The 22,354-nt window shown below is 61.5% G+C and carries 18 protein-coding genes and 1 pseudogene; 6 read left to right on the forward strand and 13 right to left on the reverse strand.

Annotation, left to right across the window (positions count from 1 at the left end; all coding sequences use genetic code 11):
- The first annotated feature begins 6 nt into the window (after window positions 1–6).
- Window positions 7–342, forward strand: a complete 336-nt coding sequence (locus tag ASD02_RS06140) for a hypothetical protein (RefSeq protein ID WP_057220345.1) — start codon at window positions 7–9, stop codon at window positions 340–342.
- Window positions 343–538: 196 nt separating this feature from the next.
- Here the strand turns inward: ASD02_RS06140 and ASD02_RS06145 are convergent, their stop codons facing one another.
- Together ASD02_RS06145 and ASD02_RS39525 are read right to left on the reverse strand one after the other, a co-directional pair.
- Window positions 539–1,756, reverse strand: a complete 1,218-nt coding sequence (locus ASD02_RS06145) for an IS701 family transposase (RefSeq protein ID WP_082555459.1) — start codon at window positions 1,754–1,756, stop codon at window positions 539–541.
- Between the two features lie 88 nt (window positions 1,757–1,844).
- Window positions 1,845–1,998: pseudogene (locus ASD02_RS39525) on the reverse strand (IS5/IS1182 family transposase); the annotation flags it as partial.
- Between the two features lie 206 nt (window positions 1,999–2,204).
- Between ASD02_RS39525 and ASD02_RS36720 the strand changes: the two are divergent.
- Both ASD02_RS36720 and ASD02_RS06155 read left to right on the forward strand, forming a co-directional pair.
- Complete coding sequence (locus tag ASD02_RS36720) at window positions 2,205–2,531, forward strand: hypothetical protein (protein WP_082555460.1); 327 nt, start codon at window positions 2,205–2,207, stop codon at window positions 2,529–2,531.
- Window positions 2,532–2,657: 126 nt separating this feature from the next.
- The gene (locus ASD02_RS06155) at window positions 2,658–3,578 is read left to right on the forward strand and encodes an NAD(P)-dependent oxidoreductase (RefSeq protein ID WP_057220346.1); all 921 of its coding nucleotides are present in this window, start codon (window positions 2,658–2,660) and stop codon (window positions 3,576–3,578) included.
- A gap of 445 nt (window positions 3,579–4,023) precedes the next feature.
- On the opposite strand, the gene ASD02_RS06160 is transcribed toward ASD02_RS06155, so the two are convergent.
- The 5 genes from ASD02_RS06160 to pcaD all read right to left on the reverse strand — a co-directional run bounded on the left by ASD02_RS06160 (window position 4,024) and on the right by pcaD (window position 7,783).
- A complete protein-coding gene (locus ASD02_RS06160; RefSeq protein WP_057220347.1) occupies window positions 4,024–5,079 on the reverse strand; it encodes a 3-carboxy-cis,cis-muconate cycloisomerase in 1,056 nt (351 codons plus the stop codon).
- A 117-nt stretch (window positions 5,080–5,196) separates the two neighbouring features.
- Window positions 5,197–5,811 carry a protocatechuate 3,4-dioxygenase subunit alpha gene (pcaG, locus tag ASD02_RS06165; protein ID WP_057218973.1) on the reverse strand — a complete coding sequence of 205 codons (615 nt, stop codon included), beginning with the start codon at window positions 5,809–5,811 and terminating at the stop codon, window positions 5,197–5,199.
- Window positions 5,811–6,560 carry a protocatechuate 3,4-dioxygenase subunit beta gene (pcaH, locus tag ASD02_RS06170; RefSeq protein WP_025429132.1) on the reverse strand — a complete coding sequence of 250 codons (750 nt, stop codon included), beginning with the start codon at window positions 6,558–6,560 and terminating at the stop codon, window positions 5,811–5,813. The genes pcaG and pcaH overlap by 1 nt, the downstream gene beginning before the upstream one ends.
- A 13-nt stretch (window positions 6,561–6,573) precedes the next feature.
- Complete coding sequence (gene pcaC / locus ASD02_RS06175) at window positions 6,574–6,978, reverse strand: 4-carboxymuconolactone decarboxylase (RefSeq protein ID WP_057220348.1); 405 nt, start codon at window positions 6,976–6,978, stop codon at window positions 6,574–6,576.
- A complete protein-coding gene (gene pcaD, locus ASD02_RS06180; protein ID WP_057220349.1) occupies window positions 6,971–7,783 on the reverse strand; it encodes a 3-oxoadipate enol-lactonase in 813 nt (270 codons plus the stop codon). The genes pcaC and pcaD overlap by 8 nt, the downstream gene beginning before the upstream one ends.
- A 93-nt stretch (window positions 7,784–7,876) precedes the next feature.
- Here pcaD and pcaQ point away from each other — a divergent pair, with 93 nt between their 5' ends.
- Window positions 7,877–8,803 carry a pca operon transcription factor PcaQ gene (gene pcaQ, locus ASD02_RS06185; protein WP_057220381.1) on the forward strand — a complete coding sequence of 309 codons (927 nt, stop codon included), beginning with the start codon at window positions 7,877–7,879 and terminating at the stop codon, window positions 8,801–8,803.
- Between the two features lie 102 nt (window positions 8,804–8,905).
- Window positions 8,906–9,427: a GNAT family protein gene (locus ASD02_RS06190; protein ID WP_057218979.1), complete on the forward strand. Its 522-nt coding sequence runs from the start codon at window positions 8,906–8,908 to the stop codon at window positions 9,425–9,427.
- Here ASD02_RS06190 and pobA read toward each other — a convergent pair.
- Window positions 9,424–10,596, reverse strand: a complete 1,173-nt coding sequence (pobA, locus tag ASD02_RS06195; protein ID WP_057218981.1) for a 4-hydroxybenzoate 3-monooxygenase — start codon at window positions 10,594–10,596, stop codon at window positions 9,424–9,426. The genes ASD02_RS06190 and pobA overlap by 4 nt on opposite strands.
- A gap of 114 nt (window positions 10,597–10,710) precedes the next feature.
- Here pobA and ASD02_RS06200 point away from each other — a divergent pair, with 114 nt between their 5' ends.
- Entirely contained in the window at window positions 10,711–11,598 is an 888-nt protein-coding gene (locus ASD02_RS06200; RefSeq protein ID WP_057220382.1) for a helix-turn-helix domain-containing protein, read from the forward strand.
- A gap of 162 nt (window positions 11,599–11,760) precedes the next feature.
- On the opposite strand, the gene ASD02_RS06205 is transcribed toward ASD02_RS06200, so the two are convergent.
- The 5 genes from ASD02_RS06205 to ASD02_RS06225 all read right to left on the reverse strand — a co-directional run bounded on the left by ASD02_RS06205 (window position 11,761) and on the right by ASD02_RS06225 (window position 22,269).
- On the reverse strand, window positions 11,761–16,755 hold the full coding sequence (locus ASD02_RS06205; RefSeq protein WP_156408364.1) for an autotransporter domain-containing protein: 4,995 nt from the start codon (window positions 16,753–16,755) through the stop codon (window positions 11,761–11,763).
- Between the two features lie 254 nt (window positions 16,756–17,009).
- Complete coding sequence (locus ASD02_RS06210) at window positions 17,010–17,993, reverse strand: GAF domain-containing DNA-binding protein (RefSeq protein WP_057220351.1); 984 nt, start codon at window positions 17,991–17,993, stop codon at window positions 17,010–17,012.
- Between the two features lie 398 nt (window positions 17,994–18,391).
- On the reverse strand, window positions 18,392–19,960 hold the full coding sequence (locus ASD02_RS06215) for a DHA2 family efflux MFS transporter permease subunit (RefSeq protein WP_057220352.1): 1,569 nt from the start codon (window positions 19,958–19,960) through the stop codon (window positions 18,392–18,394).
- 18 nt (window positions 19,961–19,978) lie between these two features.
- Window positions 19,979–21,148, reverse strand: coding sequence for an HlyD family secretion protein (locus tag ASD02_RS06220; protein ID WP_057220353.1), 1,170 nt, complete (start codon window positions 21,146–21,148; stop codon window positions 19,979–19,981).
- Between the two features lie 131 nt (window positions 21,149–21,279).
- Window positions 21,280–22,269: a LysR family transcriptional regulator gene (locus ASD02_RS06225; RefSeq protein ID WP_057220354.1), complete on the reverse strand. Its 990-nt coding sequence runs from the start codon at window positions 22,267–22,269 to the stop codon at window positions 21,280–21,282.
- Window positions 22,270–22,354 lie beyond the last annotated feature (85 nt).

Below are 22,354 nucleotides of genomic sequence, written 5' to 3' on the forward strand. Positions count from 1 at the left end.
GCGACCATGCGACAGGTGCTTGAGAAACTCTTGGACCAAGGACGTGACGACGCGCTCTTGCGCTTCACCCTCGGCAGCATTTGTCTGCAGGAGGCGGATGCCGAGACCGCCCTTGTCCACCTCAGGCGTGCAATCGAATTCGATCCCAGCTATTCGGCCGCCTGGAAGCTCATCGGCGCGGCGATGTTGAAGCTCAATCGCATCGAGGAGGCGCGGTGCATCTGGACCGAAGGACGGTCCGTAGCCGAGAAAAAGGGCGACCTGCAGGTGGCGCGCGAGATCAACGTCTTCCTCAAGCGGCTGGACAAGCAGTGTGCGGCCGCGAACAAAGGCTCGCCGTAACGGCTCAAGGCTTGTCGCGCAAAAGTGTTCAGCGGTTTTGCGATACCGAACATGCGCGGATACAAGGGCTTAGCACTACTTTGGCAGAATGTATTTTGGCGATCTGAAGCGGATTCTGCAGTGCGGACATCGTTCTGGGGCTGACGCTGATAGGAGGGTGTTTATGACCGCGCGTCGGATGGCTGGCAGTGTCGGTTTAGGCGGGCCGTGCCTCTTCCTTTTTTTCCCGCTTTGCCTTGTGTAGGCGCTGATGTTGCAAGAAGGCGTAAGCGATCATTGTCATCAGCGCGTGTCGATGCAGACCTTGCCATGATCGGCCTTCAAAGTGATCAAGGCCGAGCTCTTCTTTCATTTGTTGATGCGCTTGCTCGCAGACCCATCGGGCTTTGATGGCAGCTGCCAGCTGCTTTAACGTTGCTTCGGCCGGCAGATTGGAGAGATAGTATTTGCGTTCGTCGTTCGAGCGCCATTCGCCCACCAGCCACGCCTCTTCGCCCGGCATATGCTGCTGTCCCTTGTCGAGGATACGTTGCGGACTACCATCAGCGATCCGAATGCGGAGCGCAGCAAAGCGCGCTGTCAGGCGGCCTTTCGTGCCGCGACGCCAACTGACCTTCTTCCAGGAAGATGCTTCCAGGATCGTTTCGGCAGCCATCGATACGGTGTCGGGGATCGAATGCTTGCGCGGCCTGCCATGACCGGAAACCGGAAAAATCAGGGCGACATCATGGGGGTAGACCTTTTGATGTTTGGGAATACCGACAGCCCATGTGAGGCCGCGTGCACTCAGCCCTTGGCGAAACGCGGCCGATAAACCATAGCCGGCATCGGCGAGCACGGTGCCAAACCGCACCCCCGCCGCAATCAGCCTGTCGATCTCGTCGAGCGCGATCGTCGGCTTGGTGCGGGATATGCGCATCTCTTCGGGAACACCAGCCTTCACCATCCGATCCTGGTTACTGGTCCAGCTTTCCGGCAAGAACAGTCGCAAGCCCACCGGAACGGGAACCTCATCGCGTGCCAGCGTCAGCGATACCAGCGTCTGGCAATTGGCGCGTTTGCCCAGCATCGAAGCATATTGCGGAGCGACCCCGACCGAATGATCGCCCTTCTTCGGCAGGCCCGTATCGTCGATCACCAGAAAGGCATCTGAAGCTCCGACTATTCTGTCAGCTTGCACAGCCAGTTCCGTCTCAAGCGGACCGGCATCCCAAACACCATCCGAGATGAAATGATGCAGACGGTCGTAGTGATCGGGCGCAAGGCGTTCCGCCATCGGCTCGATACTCTTGCGATCACCTGGTCCGATCAGGCCCGAAATATATACCGGGCACATCTGCCGCCGCTTCTTGTGACCAAGCTTCTCAACGAACGGCTTCAGCCAATCCGTCAGTGCAATATCCTGCTCCACCATCCACGGCACCCCTTTTGAGATGCCAAAGATGGCCGATCATCGTTAACTGTCGGTTAATCTGCCAAAGTAGTGTTAGGCTGTAGTGACGAATTATGATACTCGCGGGTTTTATGAAGCCGAGGAAATGGCGGCGAGTCATAGAGTGTTGCGACGCGTCGCCATTGTTTGAGTTTGGCAAAGAAGCTTTCGATGCCCTATCACTGTTTGTAGGCGATGCGATCGTAGCCATGTCGATGCTTGCGCTGAACCGCCCCGATACTCAAGATAGTCATCAATCGCAGAAGTCCTAACCCAAATCGCGGATTTGGATGCAGTCCGTGTTAGCACTACATGGCGGTGGATTGCCGATCGGTCCGCACTCTGAACTTTTCGTTCCTGAACATTTGCGTTCTGGCGGCGTTCATAATTCCGGGTGCTAAATTGGATCTCGGTTTAGGAGGAGTCGTCCATGAGAAAGATCGCTGCAATTAGCCTTCTGCTCGCGTCGTTTTTACCCGGCGTGGCACTTGCACAAGACATAGAGCTTTATATCGATGGCGGCGGACCAAGATATAACGATGGACCACGTTACTACGACGAGGACTATCGCGATTACCGCGCTGAGCGCCGCTATTGTACGCCGCGACGAGCCTTGGCAATCGCACGGGAGGAAGGCCTACCAGGCGCCCAGATTGGCCGCACCACGAATCGCTGGATTGAAATCCGAGGAACCCGCGGACGTTCAATCGTCTTCGGCCTTTCACCTCGCTGCCCGATCCTCGGCTACAATGATTAACGCCTGGCATTTGCCGGATGGGCTTCATTGCGTTCTTCCGCACGATCGGGCTTATAGATCCGGAAGTCGCCGTGGTTCCCTACGTCCTACAAAGGTGGCTTTTGTCGGTGTCCGGAGGGAAGGGTCTTGCAGAGAGTTATTATTACAGGCGCGAACGGCTTCGTGGGCAAGAGCATGCCGACTTCGCTGATCCGTCGCGGTTGCCAAGTGTATTCGCTTGGCAGGACGGATCCAAAAGTGGACGGCGTGAGCTTCCATCAGATGGATCTGCTTGATTCTGACGCTGATGAATTCCGACGGGTAGCTGCGATTGGCGCTGACACGATGATCCACGTGGCGTGGTGCACTGAGCCCGGCGTTTATTGGACCAGCATTGACAATCTCAGATGGATGGCCGCTTCGCTTCGGCTTCTTGATGCTTTTTTAGCAGGGGGCGGAAAACGCGTCATCATTGCAGGGACCTGTGCAGAATACGACTGGAATTTCCACACTTTGACCGAAAGGGAAACGCCCCTAGCCCCATCGACAATTTACGGGCAGGCCAAAGCCTCTCTTCATGCGACCGTCAACGCATACGCGCAGAAGCACTCAATTTCCTTCGCCTGGGCCCATATCTTCTTTCCCTATGGTCCCGGAGAGAAACGCGGACGCCTGCTCAGCGATTTAGTCTGCAACCTTCTCGATGGCCTGCCGATGGACGTTTCCGATGGCAAACAAATTCGCGACTTCATGCATGTTGATGACGTCGCCGACGCCATTGTAGAACTTGCTGCCAGCGATGTGCAAGGCCCCGTAAACATTGCTAGCGGCGAGCCGCGGCAACTGCGTGAGATCATCGAGTCAACCGCGAAAGAAGTCGGCAGACGCGACCTTGTAAGGCTGGGCGCGCGGCCTCCGTTGGCAAACGATCCGCCTTGCCTCACTGCATCCGTACTGCGCCTTCGGAATGAGGTTGGATTTCGCCCTCGATACACGCTAGAGGACGGGATCAGCGCCACCGTGGCGTGGTGGAGATCAAATTTGACGAACGAGGCGATCAGAAGATGACGTACGGAATTGCCGGTCTGCAAAAGCACCGAGGTCTCTAGCGGCGTGATGAACAAAGCGAAAGTCGTTGTTGCTCCAACCCAGCCTGGAGTGCATTGCGAATCAGACGTTTGCAGGTTTCAAAGTAATATTTTTAGAAAGTTGACTTACTACCCAAGGTGCGCAGCTCAGGCTTGGTAGCTGAGCTGATCATTATTTTGGTCTTCATAATGCAAATCTTATGATACGTTGCGCGCCTTAATGCATCATAAGATTTGCATTACTCAAGGCCGCCAGTGCCGTGTGTGCGCGAGGCATGAGAGCTTTCAGCCACGCTCATCCTCCCGTTTTAGTTCTCACGGCAACTGGAATCTTGGAGTATTTGCTGCAAATTCCCCAAAACCAAAAACAAAACCAGAACCTGAAGCACAGGAAGCGGATGCTAGGGATTACGGTTCGCTAGCCTTCAGGCGGATCCGAGCCGCCTGATATTGCCGGCAAGTTCCGCTGCGAGGCGCAAGGCTGCTGCAGTTGCACCGGCCATCTGCGGCATGATCAGCCATTCGAGCGTCCAGGCAGCGCCGGAGCGCTCCTGTTCGTGCACCAGTGCCTGATGCACCCCGGAAAGCTGCGTCGCGTTGAAACGGGCAAGCGCCACCAACACCTCGGCGGCGACCGGATTCTGCTTGTGCGGCATCGCCGACGATCCGCCACCACCCGCAAGTTCGATTTCATCGCCCTGCTGCGCCATCAGCGCGATGTCCTGCCCGAATTTGCCGAGACTGCCGGTGATGAGCGACAGCGCGTTGGCAAAGTCGGCAACTTCGGAACGCTGGCTGTGCCATTGCGGAAAATCGGCAAGCGCCAGTTCCTCAGCCAGCGTGGCGCGAACATCGTCGGCCCTGTCCCTCAGCTTGTCGAGCGTGCCCGCCGCGCCGCCAAACTGAACCGCGAAGAGATCACGATCCATCGCCTGCAGCCGATCCTTGTGATCGAGCAAGGGTTCGATCCAAGTGCGCAAGCGATCGGATACCGTGATTGGTATAGCCGCCTGCATGCGCGTGCGGCCCATCAGCTCTCGCTCGCCCCATTGATCGTCGCACTCCTCCAACACCGAAACGACATCGCCAAGACGAGTGCCGAAAAGTTCGGCAACAGCCTTCATGCGCAGCATCAAGCTCGTATCGATGACGTCCTGGCTGGTCGCGCCAAAATGCACATGCGTTGCAGCCTCACCACCGACGGCCGCACGCAACTGTCGAACAAGTTCAGGAACGACGACGCCGTCGACAGCCATGGCCCGCCTGAGCGCTGCGACATCTGGAGAAAAACCCCGACAGGCCTCGGTGATGCGGTCGGCAGCACTTTCCGGGATGACGCCATGGATCGCTTCCGCGCGCGCCAGCGCCGCCTCGAAGGAGAGCATCGCATGAATGTCGGCGGCAGTCGAAAACTCGGCAGCCACCGCCTCGTCGCCCAGAAGGCCGGAGAGATAGGGATGATCGAAAGCGGAATAGGTCATGGTCCCCCCGATTGATGTCGCGATGCCCGCTCGCGCTTGAACGGAATGCCACGGTCTGCCTTGCGCCGTCCATGCAGCAAGATGCAACGGATCGGCCTCTCGCGTGACATTCCGGCTTCAGATGTCGAGGAAGACCGTTTCCTTCTCACCCTGCAGGTGAATGTCGAAGACATAACTAGGGGCGCTGCCGGTCGCGACAAGCGTCGCGACGCGATGGCGATGCTCGACGCGCAAAAGCAAGGGATCGGCGGCGTTCGCCTCGGCTTCATCGGGGAAATACATCCGTGTGTGCAATCCGATATTAATGCCGCGCGCGACGATCCAGAATGTGATGTGCGGCGCCATCGGCCGGCCGTCCTTGAAGGGCACGGGCCCCGGCTTGATCGTGTCGAAACGGAAGACGCCGTCTTCTGCACCGGTCGGACACCGTCCCCAGCCGGAGAAGCTCGGATCCGCCGCGCCGCGCATTTCCGACGGCGAATTGTAGAGCCCTGCCGCATCTGCCTGCCAGATTTCCACCAGCGCATCCCGAAGCGGCGTCCCCGTACCATCGAGCACCCGGCCGCTGACGGTGATGCGTTCGCCGAGCGTGCGTTCGCTCACCATCGTTGTGCCGAGGTCGGCGTCATAGACGCCGCCAATGCCGCAGAAATTCGGCGTGAGGCCGATATGCACATAGGGACCGGCTGTCTGCGACGCCGTTTCCTTGAAATAGCCGAGCGCCTGGACCATCAATTGCCCTCCATGCGGTTTTCAAACAGCGTCGAGCGACGACCGCGCAAGACGATATCGAACTTGTAGGCCCGCGCGTCCATCGGGATGGTGTTTGCCCAATCGAGCGGCGCGATCAGTTGCTCGATCGCACGGCGATCGGCGATCGTGTTGACGATCGGACACTTCCAGATCATCGGATCGCCCTCGAAATACATCTGGGTGATCAACCGCTGGGCAAAGCCGTGGCCGAAAACCGAGAAATGGATATGGGCAGGGCGCCAGTCGTTGACACCATTCGGCCAGGGATAGGGTCCGGGCTTGATCGTACGGAAGGAGTAAAAGCCGTCTTCGTCGGTGATCGTGCGGCCGCAGCCGCCAAAATTCGGATCGAGCGCTGCGAGATAGCTTTCCTTCTTGTGGCGATAGCGCCCGCCGGCATTTGCCTGCCAGAATTCAAGAAGAGCGCCGGGAACAGGCCGGCCGCGTTCGTCGAGTACGCGCCCATGAACGATGATGCGCTCGCCGATCGCGCTTTCGCCCGGCTTGGCGAAGTTGTGGATGAGATCGTTGTCGAGTTCGCCCAGAATCGAATGACCGAAGACCGGGCCGGTGATTTCGGAAATGGTGCCGTCGAGAGACAAAAGCGCCTTCTGCGGCGAGCGCAGCACGGAGGTCTTGTAGCCTGGCGTCAGCGCCGGCGCATGCCAGTTCCTGTCGCGGGGAAAAAAGGCGCCGGTCTCGGGCTTCCGGTTGGCTCTATCGGACATCTCGTTGCTCCCGTCAGGCCGCCTTGCCGGCGTCCATTTCCGCAAAGACCTGTTTGACGATCTTGATTGCGTGGTTCGCCGCCGGAACGCCGGCATAGATCGCCACATGCAACAGCGCCTCGCAGACATCGTCACGGCTGGCGCCGGTATTGGCGGTCGCACGCACATGCATGGCAACCTCTTCGTCCTGGCCAAGTGCTGCCAGAAGCGCGATGGTTACCATCGAACGCTCGCGTTTCGTCCAGGTCGGTCGCGACCAGACGTGTCCCCAGGCCGCCTCGGTGATCAGTTCCTGGAACGGCCGGTCGAAATCGGTCGAGGCCGATTGCGCACGGTCCACGTGGTTGTCGCCAAGGACGGCCCGCCGCGTCGCCATGCCCTGGCGATAGCGGTCGGAGGGCGCGAAGGCATCACTCATGGCTGTTGTCTCCATGCGTTACAATCTCGAAAAAGGCGCGCAATACCGCAGTCAATGCCTCCGGCTTTTCAACGCAAGGGATATGCCCGGCATCGCGGATAACCTCGTAGCGGGCGCCGGGAATAAGGCGAGCCGTGCCAAGCACCACATCCGGCGGCGTCGATCCGTCCTGGTCGCCGACGACGCAAAGGACGGGCACGGCGATGCGCCCAGCCGCTTCGGTATAATCGGCATCGCGGATCGCACCGCAGGTGGCGGCGTAGCCCGTCGCCGACTGGCGGATCAGCATGTTGCGGTAGCCTATCAACGCTGCATTTTCAGGGCGTCGGAACTCAGGCGTAAACCAGCGTTCAAGGATGCCGTCGGCGATCGCCTCAATGCCATGGGCTTCGATGGCCGCGATGCGCTGCGCCCACAGTTCCGGCGTGCCGATCTTGTGCGCGGTATCGCAGAGAACGAGGGCCCGCACGAGATCCGGCCGCCGCTGATAGAGCGACTGGGCGATCAATCCGCCGACCGAGAGGCCGCACACGATCGCTTGGCTGACCGAGAGCATGTCGAGCAGGCCGGCAAGGTCATTGGCGTGGTCTTCGATCGCGTAAGGGAGCGGACCGATATCGGAGAGACCGTGGCCGCGCTTGTCGTAGAGAACGATCGCATAGTCGCCGGCAAGGCGGACGATGACATCACGCCAGATGCGAAAGTCGGTGCCCAACGAATTGGCAAAGACCAGCACCGGCCGCTCGGCCGTGGCGCCGATGACCTGATAGTGGATTGTGATGTCGTTGATGCGGGCAAACTGCACGGTGCTTCTCCTCTGCAACCAAATTGTCTGTTTAATCTGGTTAGGTAAAATGATATTTCACGGCATTCCATTAACTCACGAGTTATGAATTCCATGGTCAACGCTCGGGTCAAGTTTCGTCATCTTCAGACTTTTGTCGAGGTCGCACGGCAGAAGAGCGTCATGAAGGCGGCCGAACTCCTGCATGTCAGCCAGCCGGCAGTCACCAAGACGATCCGCGAGCTGGAGGAGGTTCTGGGCGTTGCCGTTTTCGAACGCGAAGGACGCGGCATCAAGATCACCCGCTATGGCGAGGTCTTTCTTCGCCATGCCGGTGCGGCACTGACGGCACTGCGCCAGGGCCTCGATTCGGTCTCGCAGGAGCGCTCCGGTGATGGCGTACCGGTGCGCATCGGAGCATTGCCGACAGTCTCGACACGGATCATGCCGAAGGCGATGTCGCTTTTCCTGAAGGAAGATACAGGCGCACGGATCAAGATCGTCACCGGCGAAAATGCCGTGCTTCTCGAACAGTTGCGGGTCGGCGATCTCGACCTCGTCGTCGGCCGGCTGGCGGCACCGGAAAAGATGACCGGCTTTTCCTTCGAGCACCTCTATTCCGAACAGGTGGTTTTTGCCGTTCGCGCCGGTCATCCCTTGCTTTCCGGCGCGCAATCGGCCTTCGCTCATCTCGGCGACTACCCGGTGCTGATGCCGACGCGTGCCTCCATCATCCGCCCCTTCGTCGAACACTTCCTGATTGCCAACGGCATACCGGGCCTGCCGAACCAGATCGAAACGGTCTCCGACGCCTTCGGCCGCGCCTTCGTGCGCGCCAGCGACGCGATCTGGATCATTTCGGCGGGTGTCGTTGCCAGCGACATCGAGGATGGCACACTTGCGGTCCTGCCGATCGACACCAGCGAGACAAAGGGCCCGGTTGGCCTGACGATGCGCGCGGACTCCATTCCGTCGCTACCGCTTTCCATCCTGATGCAGACCATCCGCGAGGCGGCAGCGGCTATCGCGCCGAAAGCCTGACGGTCGTCCGGTAACGGATACCGAGCCACCTTTACAAAACCTCCTCGTCAGCCGAGATTGCGGCCCTCATCCGTTCACCGAAACCACCATGCGATCGATCCAATGCAGCTCGAAATCTTCGCCGGACACCACATTGCCGACATGCTGGACTGGTTCCCGACTGCCGAAGCGCTCATTCAATGGGGCGGGCCCGGGCTCCGCTTTCCGCTTGATGAGACGCAGCTCGAGGAGATGCAGGCTTCGACATCCGGGGATGCACCGACGCGCTGGATGTTTGCCGGCATTGTCGACGACAATCTGGCCGGTCACGCCCAGGTCGCGCTCGACTGGGAAAATGGCGTCGGTCGGCTCAGCCGCGTGGCGATCAATCCGCGGCTTCGTGGCCAAGGCCTCGCCCATCCGTTTCTCCAGCGCATCATCGCGCGCTTCTTCGCAGACGCCCGCTTCGAGCGACTGGAACTCAACGTCTATACCTTCAACACGGCCGCAATCCGCACCTATCTGAAGCTCGGTTTTATCGAGGAAGGCGTTCGGCGGTCGTCGGCCAGGGTTGGCGATATCAGGTGGGACACCGCCATTTACGGCATGCTGCGCAGCGATCTCGCGGCGAACAACCTGGCTTAGAACGGCAGCCCGACATAATTTTCGGCAAGCGCTGTCGAGGCGGCGCGCGAATGGGTGAGATAGTCGAGTTCCGCCTCCTGGATCTTCTGGTCGAAATCGCCGGTATCCGGGAAACGGTGAAGCATCGTGGTCATCCACCAGGAAAAGCGCACGGCCTTCCACACTCTCGCTAGGGCATGCGTCGAATAGGCCTCGACCCCGGCATTCGAGCGGTCCTGGTAATGTTCCAGCAGCCCTTCGAAGAGGTAGTGCACGTCACTTGCCGCAAGGTTCAAACCTTTGGCACCGGTCGGCGGCACAATATGCGCGGCGTCGCCAACCAGGAACAGCCGCCCGAAACGCATCGGCTCGGCGACGAAGGAGCGGAGCGGCGCGATCGATTTTTCAAACGACGCGCCGGTGACCAACGCCTCGGCATGGTGCGCCGGCAATCGCCGCCTGAGTTCGTCCCAGAAGCGCTGATCCGTCCAATCCTCGATCTTCTCGTCGAGCGCGCATTGCACGTAATAGCGGCTGCGGGTCTGCGAGCGCATCGAGCAAAGGGCAAACCCACGCGGATGGTTGGCGTAGATCAGTTCATGGCTGACCGGCGGGACATCGGCAAGAATGCCGAGCCAGCCGAAGGGGTAGACTTTTTCGAAGGTGCGGATCGCCTTTTCAGGAACCGACTTGCGGCTGATCCCGTGAAAGCCGTCGCAACCGGCGATGAAATCGCAATCGAGACGGTGATTTATGCCGTCCAGTTCATAGGTGACGGATGGATTGTGGCCATCGAAATCATGCGGCTCGACATTTGCCGCAGTGTAGATCGACGGTGCGCCGGTGAGCGCGCGCTCTTCCATCAGGTCGCGCGTCAGTTCCGTCTGGCCATAGACCATCACGCGCTTGCCGCCGGTCAGGTCGTAGAGGTCGATGCGATGATCCCGGCCATCGAAGGCGAGCGAAAAGCCGTCATGCGGCAGGCCCTCGGCATGCATGCGCTTGCCGGCCTTCGCAAGGTCCATCAGGTTGACCGTTCCCTCTTCCAGAACACCGGCCCGCACCCGGCCAAGAATGTAGTCCTTGCTCACGCGATCGAGGATGACGTTGTCGATGCCGGCACCAGTCAGCAATTGCCCGAGCAGAAGGCCCGATGGACCTGACCCGATGATGACGACCTGTGTGCGCATGCATTCCTCCCAAAACTGACTTTTGACAAGACTCTGCTCGGGAGAGCCACCAGGCTCAATGGACATTTCGGTCAGGAAATTGCACTAATCGAACATCACCAACGGATGCGGTCGATGAAAAGGACGGTTCCAACCTACCAGCTTTACGGCGAACAATCGCTGGAACGGCCGGATTTCTGGCTGCATTGTGAGACGATCCCGTCGCGCAGCAGCCAGCATCATTGGGAGATCGGGCTGCATCGCCATGAGAGTTTCTTTCAGATCCTGTACATTGCCGGCGGATCAGGAGACGCGGTGTTCGGCGACACGGCGCACCCCATTCGCCCACCGGTGATGATCACCGTGCCGCCGGCGATCAGCCATGGCTTCCGCTTTTCCCGTGACATCGACGGGTTCGTGTTCACGGTCCTCGCAACGCATCTCAGGGTATCGCCCGGCGAGCGCAGCCGCCTCGGCGCCTGGATGGCGACGCCGCGTCTCACCCGCCTCGACGGCGGCGACGACAGCCGGTATGTGGCATTGACCCTTGCCCGGCTGGGTGCGGAGTGGGAAGCCAACCGGAGCCACCGCACCGATCTGCTCGACGCCTATCTAACGTCGGCGTTGACACTGGGCGCCCGCCTCGATGAAGCGCAACCCGTCGAGGACGACGCCGCCGACACGGAAAACGAGCAACGCGTCGAACTTTTCATCAGCCTCGTCCAGCAACATCATCGCACGCACAAGCCTGCAGCGTTCTACGCACGCGAGATCGGCCTATCGCCGACGCATCTCAACCGTATCGCCCGCAGCATCACCGGCCAAAGCGCCCACGAGATCATCGCACGCAAGCTGACGGACGAAGCACGGCGCGAGCTCGTCTTCACCCGCGGCAGCGTGCAGGAGATCAGCTTCCGGCTCGGCTTCGCCGATCCCGCTTATTTCTCTCGCTTCTTCCTGCGTCAGACCGGCATGACACCCAGAGCCTGGCGGCTTGCCGAGCGCTCGAAGCTCGGAGCATAGGCACTCTGATGGCAATCAATTGCCGAGCCGGCCGCGCGCCGCTGGTGATGGCGCTGCCTATTGCGCCACCTGCTTTTTCGCCTCCGTTTCCGAAACGAAACAGCCGCCGGCCAAAATCACACAGGACCTAGGCAAGCGGCTGTCTGCGTCGAATCGGATCCCTCAGAACTTGAGGCTCAGATTTGCCTTGAACGTCTGATCGCTGACGCCGCTGGCGAACTGTCCGGCGTAAATCAGCCCGAGATTAGCATCCGGCGTAAGAGCAAAGTCGAGACCGGCTTCGAGCACCGCCGCATCCTCGGCGATCGGAACACCGGCGATGGTAAAGGTGCTCGCAGACGAGAACCCGTTCGACGACAGCGGCAGCGTATCGCCGAAGGCGTGTTTCCAACCGATCGTGCCGCGCGCCGTCGCCAGTACACCGCCGAGGTCGAAACTGGATGCTGCGCGCAGACCGAGGGTCGTGAATGTCGTGTCCTGCGACGCGTCGCTGCCCACGAGCGCAGCTGCCCCGCCGTGTTCCGCAAAACCATCGCGGTTGAGCTGCACATAGGCGAGATTGGCAAACGGCTCAAACTCGACCGTGCCGGTCCTGACGGCATAGGCGAACTCGCCAAAGACCTGGCCGGTGCCGGCATCATAGTCGGCGTCAAGACGATCGGAGAACCCTGGGAACGAAACCGAGCGGCTCGTCTCAATGTCATGCCAGCTATAGGCGGCGCCTGTTCGCAGCGAAGCGTCGCCCCATTGTCCACCGGCATAGAGCCCGAGATGATAGTTGTCGGATGTCGCCGAAGAAAACCGTGCGTCGATGTCCATCGAAGAGCGCGAATAGCCCGCAAGCGCGCCGACGGTCCATTCGTCCACCTGCGTATCGGCACCGACGAAGAAGCCGCCGATGGAGCGATCCGCCTTTGCCGCATTGCCGTCGCCATCCCAACGGCCCCAGGAGCCGAAACCCTGCGACCAGATGGCGAGCTCGCCCGTCTCAGCCGCCGTGCTGTTTCCGGAAGTCTGCTTGGCACCCACGGCGCCAAGAACCGAGCGCAAACGATCGTTTGCCGCGTCGCGCAGGAACCGGCTGTCCTCGATCAGGATCGACTGGAAGGAGGCATGCACTTCGCCGGAAAGCAGGTCGAAGGCCGTGCGCGCGGCCTCAGGCGTTGCTGCAAGCGAGAGTGCATTGACGATAGGGCTCGCAACCCCCAGTCCATCAACACCGGTGCTAGCGGCAATCTGGTTGCGCGTGCGGGCGACGCTGGCAAAGCTGATGTCGTTGCGGGTCAGCTTAAGCGACAGGTCGTTACCGTCGCCGCCGCTATAAGAGACGGTCGGATCGAGGAAGACCAGATTGTCGACGATCGAGGCAAAGGTCCCGGTTATGGCGCCTGAACTCTGCTTGTCGATGAGGATGAACGGGCCGTTGACCGGGCTCCAGCTCGCCGCCGTGTTGGGAGAGAGCAGAAGATCGAGCGTCGCACCTGATATGTCGACATTGCCCGAAACGATCAGCTTGTCGGCGTTGGCAGGCGTGCCCTCGATCTGAAGGACACCGTTGTTGGTATAGTTGCCGGCAATCGTCTGTGTGCCGATCGAATTGCCGGGAGCATGGACGCCGCCACTCAGAACGGTCGTGTTCCCAAGTGTGCCCGTGCCGCCGAGCCGGGCACCACCGTGGATAGTCGTCAGGCGGGAGGCGGCAAGCGAGCCATTGACGACCAGTGCCCCCGACGTGATGGAGGTGTCGCCAGTGAAGGTGTTCACGCCCGTCAAGGTGAGCTTGCCGGTGCCGGCCTGGGTGAGTGCACCGCTGCCGGAGAATGTGCCGGCAAAGCTGACGTCGTTCGAGCGGTTGAAGATCATGGTACCATTGTTGGTGATCGAGCCGGCGAAGTTGCCGGTGCCGCCGATCCAGCCGGTCGTGCCGCCATTGCCAAGCTGCAGCGTGCTGCCCGTACCGATCGTTACCGGACCGCGGCTGCTGCTGGTCGCCGTCAAGGTCAGCGTGCCGCTGCCGATCTGCGAGAACGAGCCGGGGCCGCTGATCGAGCCGGCATAGGTGACATTGTCGGAGCGATTGAAGGTCAGCGCACCGTAGTTGGTCACATCAGATGCGAGCGACCCGCCCGTGCCGCCGTCGCCGATCTGCAGCGTCGCACCCTGAGCGATTCCGGCGCCGCCAGTAAAGCCGTTGGTGCCGGTCAGCACCTGCGTGCCGCCATTGACCGAGATGCCGCCGGTACCGTTGATCGCGCCGGAGAACGTGCCCGCGGCGTTGTTGATCATCAAGGTCTTGCCACCGAGCACCACCTGCCCGCTGCCGGCAAGCGACTTGATTTGTGCCGATGAAGCCGCCGAGACGTCGAAGACGCCATTGGCGGTCAAGCCGCTCGAGGTGTTGATCCGCCCCTGGCCGGACAGCGCAAGCGTGCCGCCCGCCGCAATGCTCGTCGCGCCCGTATAGGTGTTCATTCCCGTCAGCGTCAGCGTACCGTTGCCGACCTTGTTGAGCCCGCTGCCGGTTGCACCGTTCTGCAGCACCGTGCCAATCGTCGTTGCGACGCCGCTGCCGACATTGATCGTTGCCGCCATGCCGCTTGCCGGATTGAAGGCGAGTACGCCGCCATTGATGGTGTAGCCGCTGCCATCGGTCGTCGTGGAGAACTGCAGCGTGTCGAGGCTCTGCGTGCCAACGACATTGACGACACCACCGGTGGCGCCGGCAAAGACGCCGACGGAGCCGCCAAAGCTGCCGTTGATGCCGGCATGCAGCGGGTCGCCGGTCCAGTTGGTGCCGGTCGACGTCCAGGTGCCGGCGCCGCCATCGACCGCGCCGTTGCCCGCCGTGTCTGCCCCATCCCAGAAATGCATCGTCTGGCCGGTGCCGAGCACGGACAGATTGACCTGCTTGGCGATGCCGGTCTGGACCTGGTGGCTGGCAACGGTGAAGCCGGGTGCTGTCGACGTCGCGACCGTCGTGGCAAAGCTGCCCGACAGCGAACCGTCATATTCGAACAGCCGGTAATATCCGGCGGATGCCACCTGAGCGTTTAGCGCGCCGCCGAGCGTCAGATTGTCACCGACCTTTACCAGGTCGTTTCCGCCAGCGCCCACACCTCCGACGAGACCGGGCGTGTTCAGCTCGAACACCGATGAGGAGCCACCGTTCAGTATCAGGTCACCACCGATCGTCAGTGTGCCCGGGCTGTTTCCGGCCGCAAGCGTGCCATCGACCGTCACGTCGCCTGCGATCCTGCCCGATCCGCCGAGCGTACCGCCGGTGCCGACATTGACGTTGCCGCCAAGCTGGCCGTTGACATAAGTCGTACCCGACGACATCGACGTCGTGCCGGCGAACAACGAACTATCGCCCGTCAGGGTGAGCCGGCCAGTTCCGGCCTGTGAAAGTGTGCCGGTACCGCTGATCTTGCCGGCATAGCTGACATTGTTCGAGTGGTTGTAGATCAGCGCACCGTTGTTGGTGATCGAGCCGGCGAAGTTGTTGGTGCCGCCGATCCAACCGGTCGTACCGCCATTGCCGAGCTGCAAGGTGCTACCCGTTCCGATCGTCACCGGACCGCGCGTGCTGTTGTCCGCCGTCAAGGTCAGCGTGCCCGCACCGATCTGCGAGAACGAACCGGGACCACTGATCTGGCCGCCATAGGTCGAATTGGCGGAGCTGTTGAAGACGAGCGCGCCGTAGTTGGTGACATTGGATGCGAGCGATCCGCCCGCACCGCCATCGCCGATCTGCAGCGTCGCACCGGAAGAGATGCCCGCACCGCCGGTGAAGCCGTTGGTGCCGGTCAGGACCTGTGTGCCGGCATTGATCGAAATGCCGCCAGTGCCGTTGATCGCGCCGGAGAAAGTGCCGGTCGCGTTGTTGACGATCAGTGTCTTGCTGCCAAGCACGACCTGTCCGCTGCCGGCAAGCGATTTGATCTGTGCCGAAGATGCCGCCGAGACGTCGAAGACGCCGTCGGCGGTCAAGCCGCTCGAGGCGTTGATCCGCCCCTGGCCGGAAAGCGCAAGCGTACCACCTGCCGCGATGCTCGTCGCACCCGTATAGGTGTTCATCCCCGTCAGCGTCAGCGTGCCGTTGCCGGATTTGATGAGGGAGCCATTGCCGGTAATCGTATTGCTGATCCTGCCGCTACCGGTCTGGTCGATCGTCAGGCTGGCGGAATTGTTGATCGCGATGTTGCCCGCAAGACCCGGCGTCGCCGCGAGAAACCGGAACGTGTTCGCACCACCATCGAAGGTCATGGCATTGGCGCTGCCGCCATTGCCGCCGATGATCGACCCGGAGGCGCCCAGGGTTACATCCAGGTTTCGGCCAAAAATGCCGGCTCCATGCGCGCCGCCCGTCCCGCCGCTTCCTGCCACGCCGCCCGTCACGCTGCCATTGATGATCAGCGTGCCGCCGTTCAACGCGCTAATGCCGATGCCGCCATCACCATTGCGCTTTTCGGTAACGTCGCCGCCGGCGCCGGCGTTGCCGCCGTTGCCGCCGGTAAGCTGCGTGTTCACCGTCAATGTGCCGCCACCGATCAGCGCGGCGCCATCACCGCCATCACCACCGCTGCCACCAATCCCAACGCCTCCCGACGCTGCCCCGCCGGCACCGCCATGTCCGCCCTGCCCGCCTGAGACTGTCGCTCCGGTAATGCTATCGGTGCTGCCAGAGGCGACAATCCGGCCATAACCACCAGCACCGCCACCACCGCCGTCGCCACTTGGCGAAGAACCACCATCGCCACCGCGGCCAGCGGCAACTCCAACGCTGCCGTGCGCGCCACCACCGCCGCCGCCGCCGCCACCATAATTGCCGCTGCTGCCGCTGCCATTACCGCCTGACGTTCCATTCGGGCTGCCAACGGTACCGCCTGCGCCGCCAGTGCCGGCAACCCCGGTACCGAGCTGACTTCCCGCGCCGCCGGCGGCACCCGGCCCGCCACCGCCGCCGCCATTTCCGGAATAGGTCGCATCGGCGCCAGGTGTGCCCTGCAGGCTTCCGTCCACGCCACCACCGGCACCGCCTGTGCTACCGCCGTTGCCGCCCTTTCCTGCCGCCTCAGCAGACGAAGGCGTGATCGCGACCATGCCGAGGGCAAGACCAGAAGCGGCAAACAGCCATAGCGCTGTGCTACTCAGCAAGAGGCGTTGCCTGCCGCCCACGGGGCGACGTCTCGCCAAGAGCCGATTACCCCGGCTCTCCTCACCCTCAAGCCCGCCAGCCAAGCCCTTGTTCGTACAATTGATCTTTTTCAAAGGCTTGCCCCTCGCCATCATCCCAAATATCCCAGGATGCTGGCTTGCACGGCAACCCTAAAGCGGCAACGGCCAATCGACGAAACAACCTACGGGTTCGACGAAACGACAAAGCGGGAGGTCTGCGACTGTGGACAATCTCAGATCCCCAGCCGGCTGCGCAATTCCTGCCTGTAAGGCCGTGATACGGCCCATGGCGCATCGAACCTGCGCAGGCGCACTGCCCAAGCCTGCCTGGTCGGGCCCGCATGACGATCCAACTCGGTCACATGCGCTATGTTTATCACCGTCGTACGGTGGATGCGCAGGAAGTTCGACTTCGGAAGCAGGCCGATCCAGAACGAAAGCGGCCGTAGATCGAGCACCGCCGCTTCGTCTCTCAACCAGATCTGCGTGTAGTCTTTGGCGGAACGCAATCCGACGATCGCTGCCAGCGGAACGCCGCGCGTGCGCCCCGGCATATGCAGATGCACGAGGGGCTCGGTGCCGGTGAGTGCGCTGACGGTGCTTCCGTCGCGTTGACCGTCCTTCGGCGCTCGCCCATAGCGAGCGATGCCGATCAGTTTTGCACAGCGGGCAAGCTGGTGGATCTCGGGCACCGGCCACCGGCGTTTCGCGCGCGTCGCATCAAAGCCGATACAGGCGCGCAAGGTGCCGTCATGAAAGACCGGCACGCACAGGACGCTCTTGTCGTTCTGACGCAGCATTTCCGCCTGAAGGACGCGCGCGGGACGCGGAAGGTTGGCGACGTCATTGATCATCACCGCCTTGCCGGCGACCAGCCACTGATGCAGCCAGCCGATCATCGTCACCGGCGTCTGCTGCAGATCTTCTACGTGCGACGACACGCCCTCGCGGGCCCATTCCTGGGTATTGCGGAACCGCAGAAGATCGTCGTCGTATTCGAACATCCAGGCGCGATCGGCGCCGGCGAGCCTGCCGGTTTCCTCCAGGATTGCCGAAATCGCGACGTTGGCAGGCGAGCCGATGAGGTGAGTGGCCGCCAGATAGGCCCAGTCATACGAAGGCTGTCCCACGATTGGCTGGAAACACTCGGCAATTTCTATCAACTCGTAGGGCGGCGCTGTGTCGGAAAGGTCGGACGGTTGAAACTGTTCGTTCATGGCGACCAATATGTGAATAAGGAATGGGGCAGGCTTCGCAATGTGTCGTTGCCGCCCCAGGAAACCATGGCGTGACAACGACGGACACGTCCGATGATCGCCGAGGGGCGGCGACAAGCGGAGCTCTGAAATCGATAATTACTCAAGCGCGCGCGTTCCGATGGCCCCCTCCATCGTCATGCAGCAGCGTTTCGCAACGCAGCATCCGCCCACGGCCGCCAGTTGAGGTTGAACGTGAGAAAAATGCAAGAGCCATCTGCTTCGCCCAAGCCCCCCTTTTTGGGTCGATGCTTGGCAAAACGAAGCGATATCGGCGGTTGTGCCGCAGGGCCAGAGCGAAAGCTTCGCGGGTAGAGAGCAGACGCGCCCCACACGCCGAAGGAGACGTGGCTTTTCCGCTACAGGAACCGCCCCGGCAGCGATGGCCGACGCATGGCGAGCGACGTCACCGTCGCCAGCAGCATGATGATGCCGAGCAGGAAGAACGCGTTGGCGTAGCTCATTGTATAGGCTTCCCGTTGAACCACCCTGGCCACCATTGCAGTCGCCTGCCCTATCGCATCCTGCTCGCCTGGCGCCCGTGGCCGAAGGGTGCGCGCGAGCGCCTCTATGCGAGAGAGCGCTTCGGGGTTGCCGCTGTGCACATGAAGGCCGATCAGGTTGGAATGAACCTGCTCCTGCACGCGTACGACCGTCGCAACAAGCGCCATGCCGACGGCCGACCCGACGGTCCTGACGATATGCACGAGCGAAGCGATCCAGGGTATTTCCTGAAACTGAATGTCTTCGGTGATCAACACCATGGTCGGCACCGCCAACAGGGGTGCTCCGAGCGCCTGCAGCATCACCGGCAACAGGAAATCGTCGGCCGCCCACACACTGGAGAGATTGACCGCCATCAGGATGCCGCCGCCGGTCAGGATCCCGCCCGCAGCCAACAGATTGCGCGGGTCGACCCTGTAGCAGAGCCAGGCGACGACGGGCGTCAACAGCAGTTGCGGGATCACGGCATTGAGAAACAGCCCGCTGCTTTCGAGCGCTCGGTAGCCCTGAACGCGGATCAGATATTGCGGAATGAGGAACGCCGATGACATGATGGCGAGCCTGACGGCAAACATCATCAGCAATCCGAGCCCGACATTGCGCCGCCAAAGCAGCTTCGGACTGACGACCGGGTTCGGATGCAGCACGGCGTGGACGAGGTAGGCGCCGATCAGGAACACGCCGGCCAGAAGCGACCCGACGACCAGGCCCGAGTGCAGCCAGTCCAGCCTGTTGCCCTGGTCGAGCGCCGTTACCAACGCCGCCAGGCCAAGTGAAAGTGCCAGGAGCCCAAAACCGTCCACCTTGCGGAAACGCATATATTTGATTGGCTCGTGCGCCAGGCCATAACCGGCGGCAAAGACTGTCAGCGCACCGGGGACGGCATTGAGCCAGAAGAGGAACTGCCAGGACAGGCGATCGATCACCCAGGCCTCGAGCGAGACCGACAGACTGGGCGTGGCGGCCGAGACGAGCGCATAGAGCGACAAGCCATAGAGACGCTGCTGCTGCGGCAAATGGCGCATGATGACGGCATAAGCCATCGGAATGAGGATGCCGGCGCTCAGTCCCCTCAGCGCCTGCAATGTCAAAAGCACCTGCAGGTTGGGACTGAGCGGGATGACCAGCGAGAAGATCGAAAACAGCCCCGCGCCGATGATGACCCCGCGCGTCGGCGAGAGAATGCCACGCAGCCAGACCGCTGCCGGGATCGCCGCGACCTCGGCGACGACATAGGCCGTCGTGATCCACGACGCCTCGTCGAAGCTGAGACCCAGAGCGCCTCTGATATCCGCCAGCCCGATCTCGGTCAGTCGCGAATTGAGGATTGAGGTAAAGGTGCCGAGAAGCACGGCTCCGATCGCCACGATGGTTTTCAGGCCCGGAAACGGTACGCTAGGCTTTGCGATCGCAACGGATGTCATCGTCAGCCCTCCCCGTCCTCAGAGCTTCGCGGGCGTATCGGTTTGAATGGTCGATACGACGGACATGCCGGGTCGCAACTGCCGGCGCAGCCCCTCGGGCACATCGGTCAGCGCTATCTTCACCGCGATGCGCTGGGCGACCTTGGTGAAGTTGCCGGTGGCGTTGTCGGCCGGCAACAGGGCGAATTCCGAACCGCTCGCGGGCGAGATCTGCTCTATGCGGCCGGCAAGGCGTTCGCCCGGAAACATATCGACGGCGATCGTGACGGCCTGGCCGACCCGGACTTTGCCGAGTTGCGTTTCCTTGTAGTTCGCCACCACATAGACCTTCGGCAGCGGAACGACGGAGATCACGCGCGTCCCAGCCGACACATACTGGCCGGCACGCACACTGCTCACATTGACGACGCCGTCGGTCGGCGCGATGACCTTGGTATAGCCAAGTTCGATTTCGGCAAGTTCAAGCTCGGCGCGCCGACTGGCAAGCTCGGCCAATGCTTGTTCGCGCTGCGTGCCCAACACGTCCAACTGCTGCCGCTCGGCATCGACTTCGGCCTGCTTCTCGATCATCTGGGCTTCGAAGCGGCGGATGGCGGCAAGCGCCTCCTCCAGCCTCTGGCCGGTCGACCAGCCGTCGCGGGCGAGTGTCTTCTGCCGACCATGCTCGGCGGCCGCGCGATCGCGGTCTGCGGCCGTCGCCTGAATACTCGCTTGCGCCTGCGCGATGATGCGGTGCTGCAACTGCACGCGGCTATCGACATTGCGGATCGCCGCTTCAGCCGCCGATACCGCTGCCCGCGCACGGCTGACCTTTGCCAGATATTCGGCAGGATCGATTTCGGCCAGGATATCGCCGGCGTGCACGCGCTCGAAATCCCCAACGAGAACGGCGCGAACATGTCCGCCGATCTGCGTGCTAACCGGCGTTATGTCGGCGCGCAGATAGGCGTTGTCAGTCGATTGGTCGGTGAAACCGGCCACCCACTGCCCCCAGCCGAGCGGTATCACCGTGGCAAGACCTATGCCCATGACGATGACGGCGGCGCGCGTAAGGGCGAGATAGCTCCGCTTGCGGCGCGGCTTTTTCGTCTGCCTCGGCTCTTCGCTCTGCGACCGGCCGGTTGCTGGGGTCTGCATCGGAGCCGTTCGCTTGTCCTGAACGGGAAGTTCCGTGACGACTGCGTTCATTGCCGTAAATCCTTTGGGTCCGTTGGACCAGATCAAGATTTCGACAATATGAGCCCTGAGCGGCAATGAATGAAATGATCATTGAGCATGTGAGAAATGAGTGCCATTCATGCAGATCAAAGATACCGGCGTCATTCTTCGACGCCATAGCGCCTGGCGCTTTCGATCAGCTCATTGCGCAGCCATTGCACCGACGGATGTGCGCCCATGGTGCGATGTGACAGCATGGAGATCTGAAACGCCGGCGCCTGGTAGGGCGGCTCCCGCCAGGTCAGGTCGAGTGCCTTGGCTGCGCGCTTGGCAAATTGCAGCGGCGTGAAGGCGAGCATATCGGTCGCAGCCACCAGCGAGGGCACGGCCAAAATGTGAGAAACGGTGGCTCCGACCTTGCGTACCAGGCCTTCGGCACCAAGTAGGGCCTCAATATGACGCGGATTGCTGGTGATATAGGCGCGTTCCAGCCCGCCCTGATCGATTGTCGCGCCAGCACCCGCCTGGATCTGGTCGGAGATCAAAATGTCGATCTGCGGATAGAGCGAAAGTTCGCGCAGGCCGAAGGCGCCCGAGGCTGCGGGATGATCCCGGCGCATCAGCCAGACGCTTTGGTCCGAAAACAGCGGTTCGCTGACGAAGCGCGAGGGCGTCTTGCCGAAAACGCCGATGGCGACATGGATTGTTCCGCGATCGAGTTCCTCGGTGATGTTCATTTCACTGAGCGCGCGCACGCGGCAGCGGGCGTTCGGCGCCGCCTTGCGCATGCGCGACATCAAATCCGGGACAATCGTTGCGGTGATGTAGTCCGAAGTCGAGATCGAAAACTCGACCTCGGACGTTGCCGGATTGAAAACCGGCTCGGACAACGCAGCCTCGATCTGAACGAGGGCCGGTTTGAACGCTTGCGCCAATTCGGCCGCCCGGGGCGTCGGGTGCATGCCGTCGAAGCCGCGGATGAACAGTTCGTCGCCGATGATCTCGCGCAGTCGCGCCAAGGCATGGCTGACAGCCGATTGCGTCAGATGCAGGCGCTCGGCTGCCCGGGTGACGCCACGCTCGTCCAGCACCGCATTGAAGATCCGCACGAGATTGAGATCGAGATTATGAACGTCACGCATATTCGACATGGCCCTGATTCATTTGATTAATGTAGCCGGGCTTCGCATATCCCGCCAGTCAGATGCGCGCCGCCGCGGCCATCGGGCTGGAGCG

The sequence above is a fragment of the Ensifer sp. Root1252 genome (assembly GCF_001425885.1).
GTDB classification, from domain to species: Bacteria; Pseudomonadota; Alphaproteobacteria; order Rhizobiales; family Rhizobiaceae; genus Ensifer; species Ensifer canadensis.

Coding starts and splice junctions, on each gene's coding strand:
- ASD02_RS06140 (WP_057220345.1), top strand. CDS start 7: ATGCGACAGGTGCTTGAGAAACTCTTGGACCAAGGACGTGACGACGCG.
- ASD02_RS06145 (WP_082555459.1), bottom strand. CDS start 1,756: ATGGTGGAGCAGGATATTGCACTGACGGATTGGCTGAAGCCGTTCGTT.
- ASD02_RS36720 (WP_082555460.1), top strand. CDS start 2,205: ATGAGAAAGATCGCTGCAATTAGCCTTCTGCTCGCGTCGTTTTTACCC.
- ASD02_RS06160 (WP_057220347.1), bottom strand. CDS start 5,079: ATGACCTATTCCGCTTTCGATCATCCCTATCTCTCCGGCCTTCTGGGC.
- pcaG (WP_057218973.1), bottom strand. CDS start 5,811: ATGGTCCAGGCGCTCGGCTATTTCAAGGAAACGGCGTCGCAGACAGCC.
- pcaH (WP_025429132.1), bottom strand. CDS start 6,560: ATGTCCGATAGAGCCAACCGGAAGCCCGAGACCGGCGCCTTTTTTCCC.
- pcaC (WP_057220348.1), bottom strand. CDS start 6,978: ATGAGTGATGCCTTCGCGCCCTCCGACCGCTATCGCCAGGGCATGGCG.
- pcaQ (WP_057220381.1), top strand. CDS start 7,877: ATGGTCAACGCTCGGGTCAAGTTTCGTCATCTTCAGACTTTTGTCGAG.
- ASD02_RS06190 (WP_057218979.1), top strand. CDS start 8,906: ATGCAGCTCGAAATCTTCGCCGGACACCACATTGCCGACATGCTGGAC.
- pobA (WP_057218981.1), bottom strand. CDS start 10,596: ATGCGCACACAGGTCGTCATCATCGGGTCAGGTCCATCGGGCCTTCTG.
- ASD02_RS06200 (WP_057220382.1), top strand. CDS start 10,711: ATGAAAAGGACGGTTCCAACCTACCAGCTTTACGGCGAACAATCGCTG.
- ASD02_RS06210 (WP_057220351.1), bottom strand. CDS start 17,993: ATGAACGAACAGTTTCAACCGTCCGACCTTTCCGACACAGCGCCGCCC.
- ASD02_RS06215 (WP_057220352.1), bottom strand. CDS start 19,960: ATGACATCCGTTGCGATCGCAAAGCCTAGCGTACCGTTTCCGGGCCTG.
- ASD02_RS06220 (WP_057220353.1), bottom strand. CDS start 21,148: ATGAACGCAGTCGTCACGGAACTTCCCGTTCAGGACAAGCGAACGGCT.
- ASD02_RS06225 (WP_057220354.1), bottom strand. CDS start 22,269: ATGTCGAATATGCGTGACGTTCATAATCTCGATCTCAATCTCGTGCGG.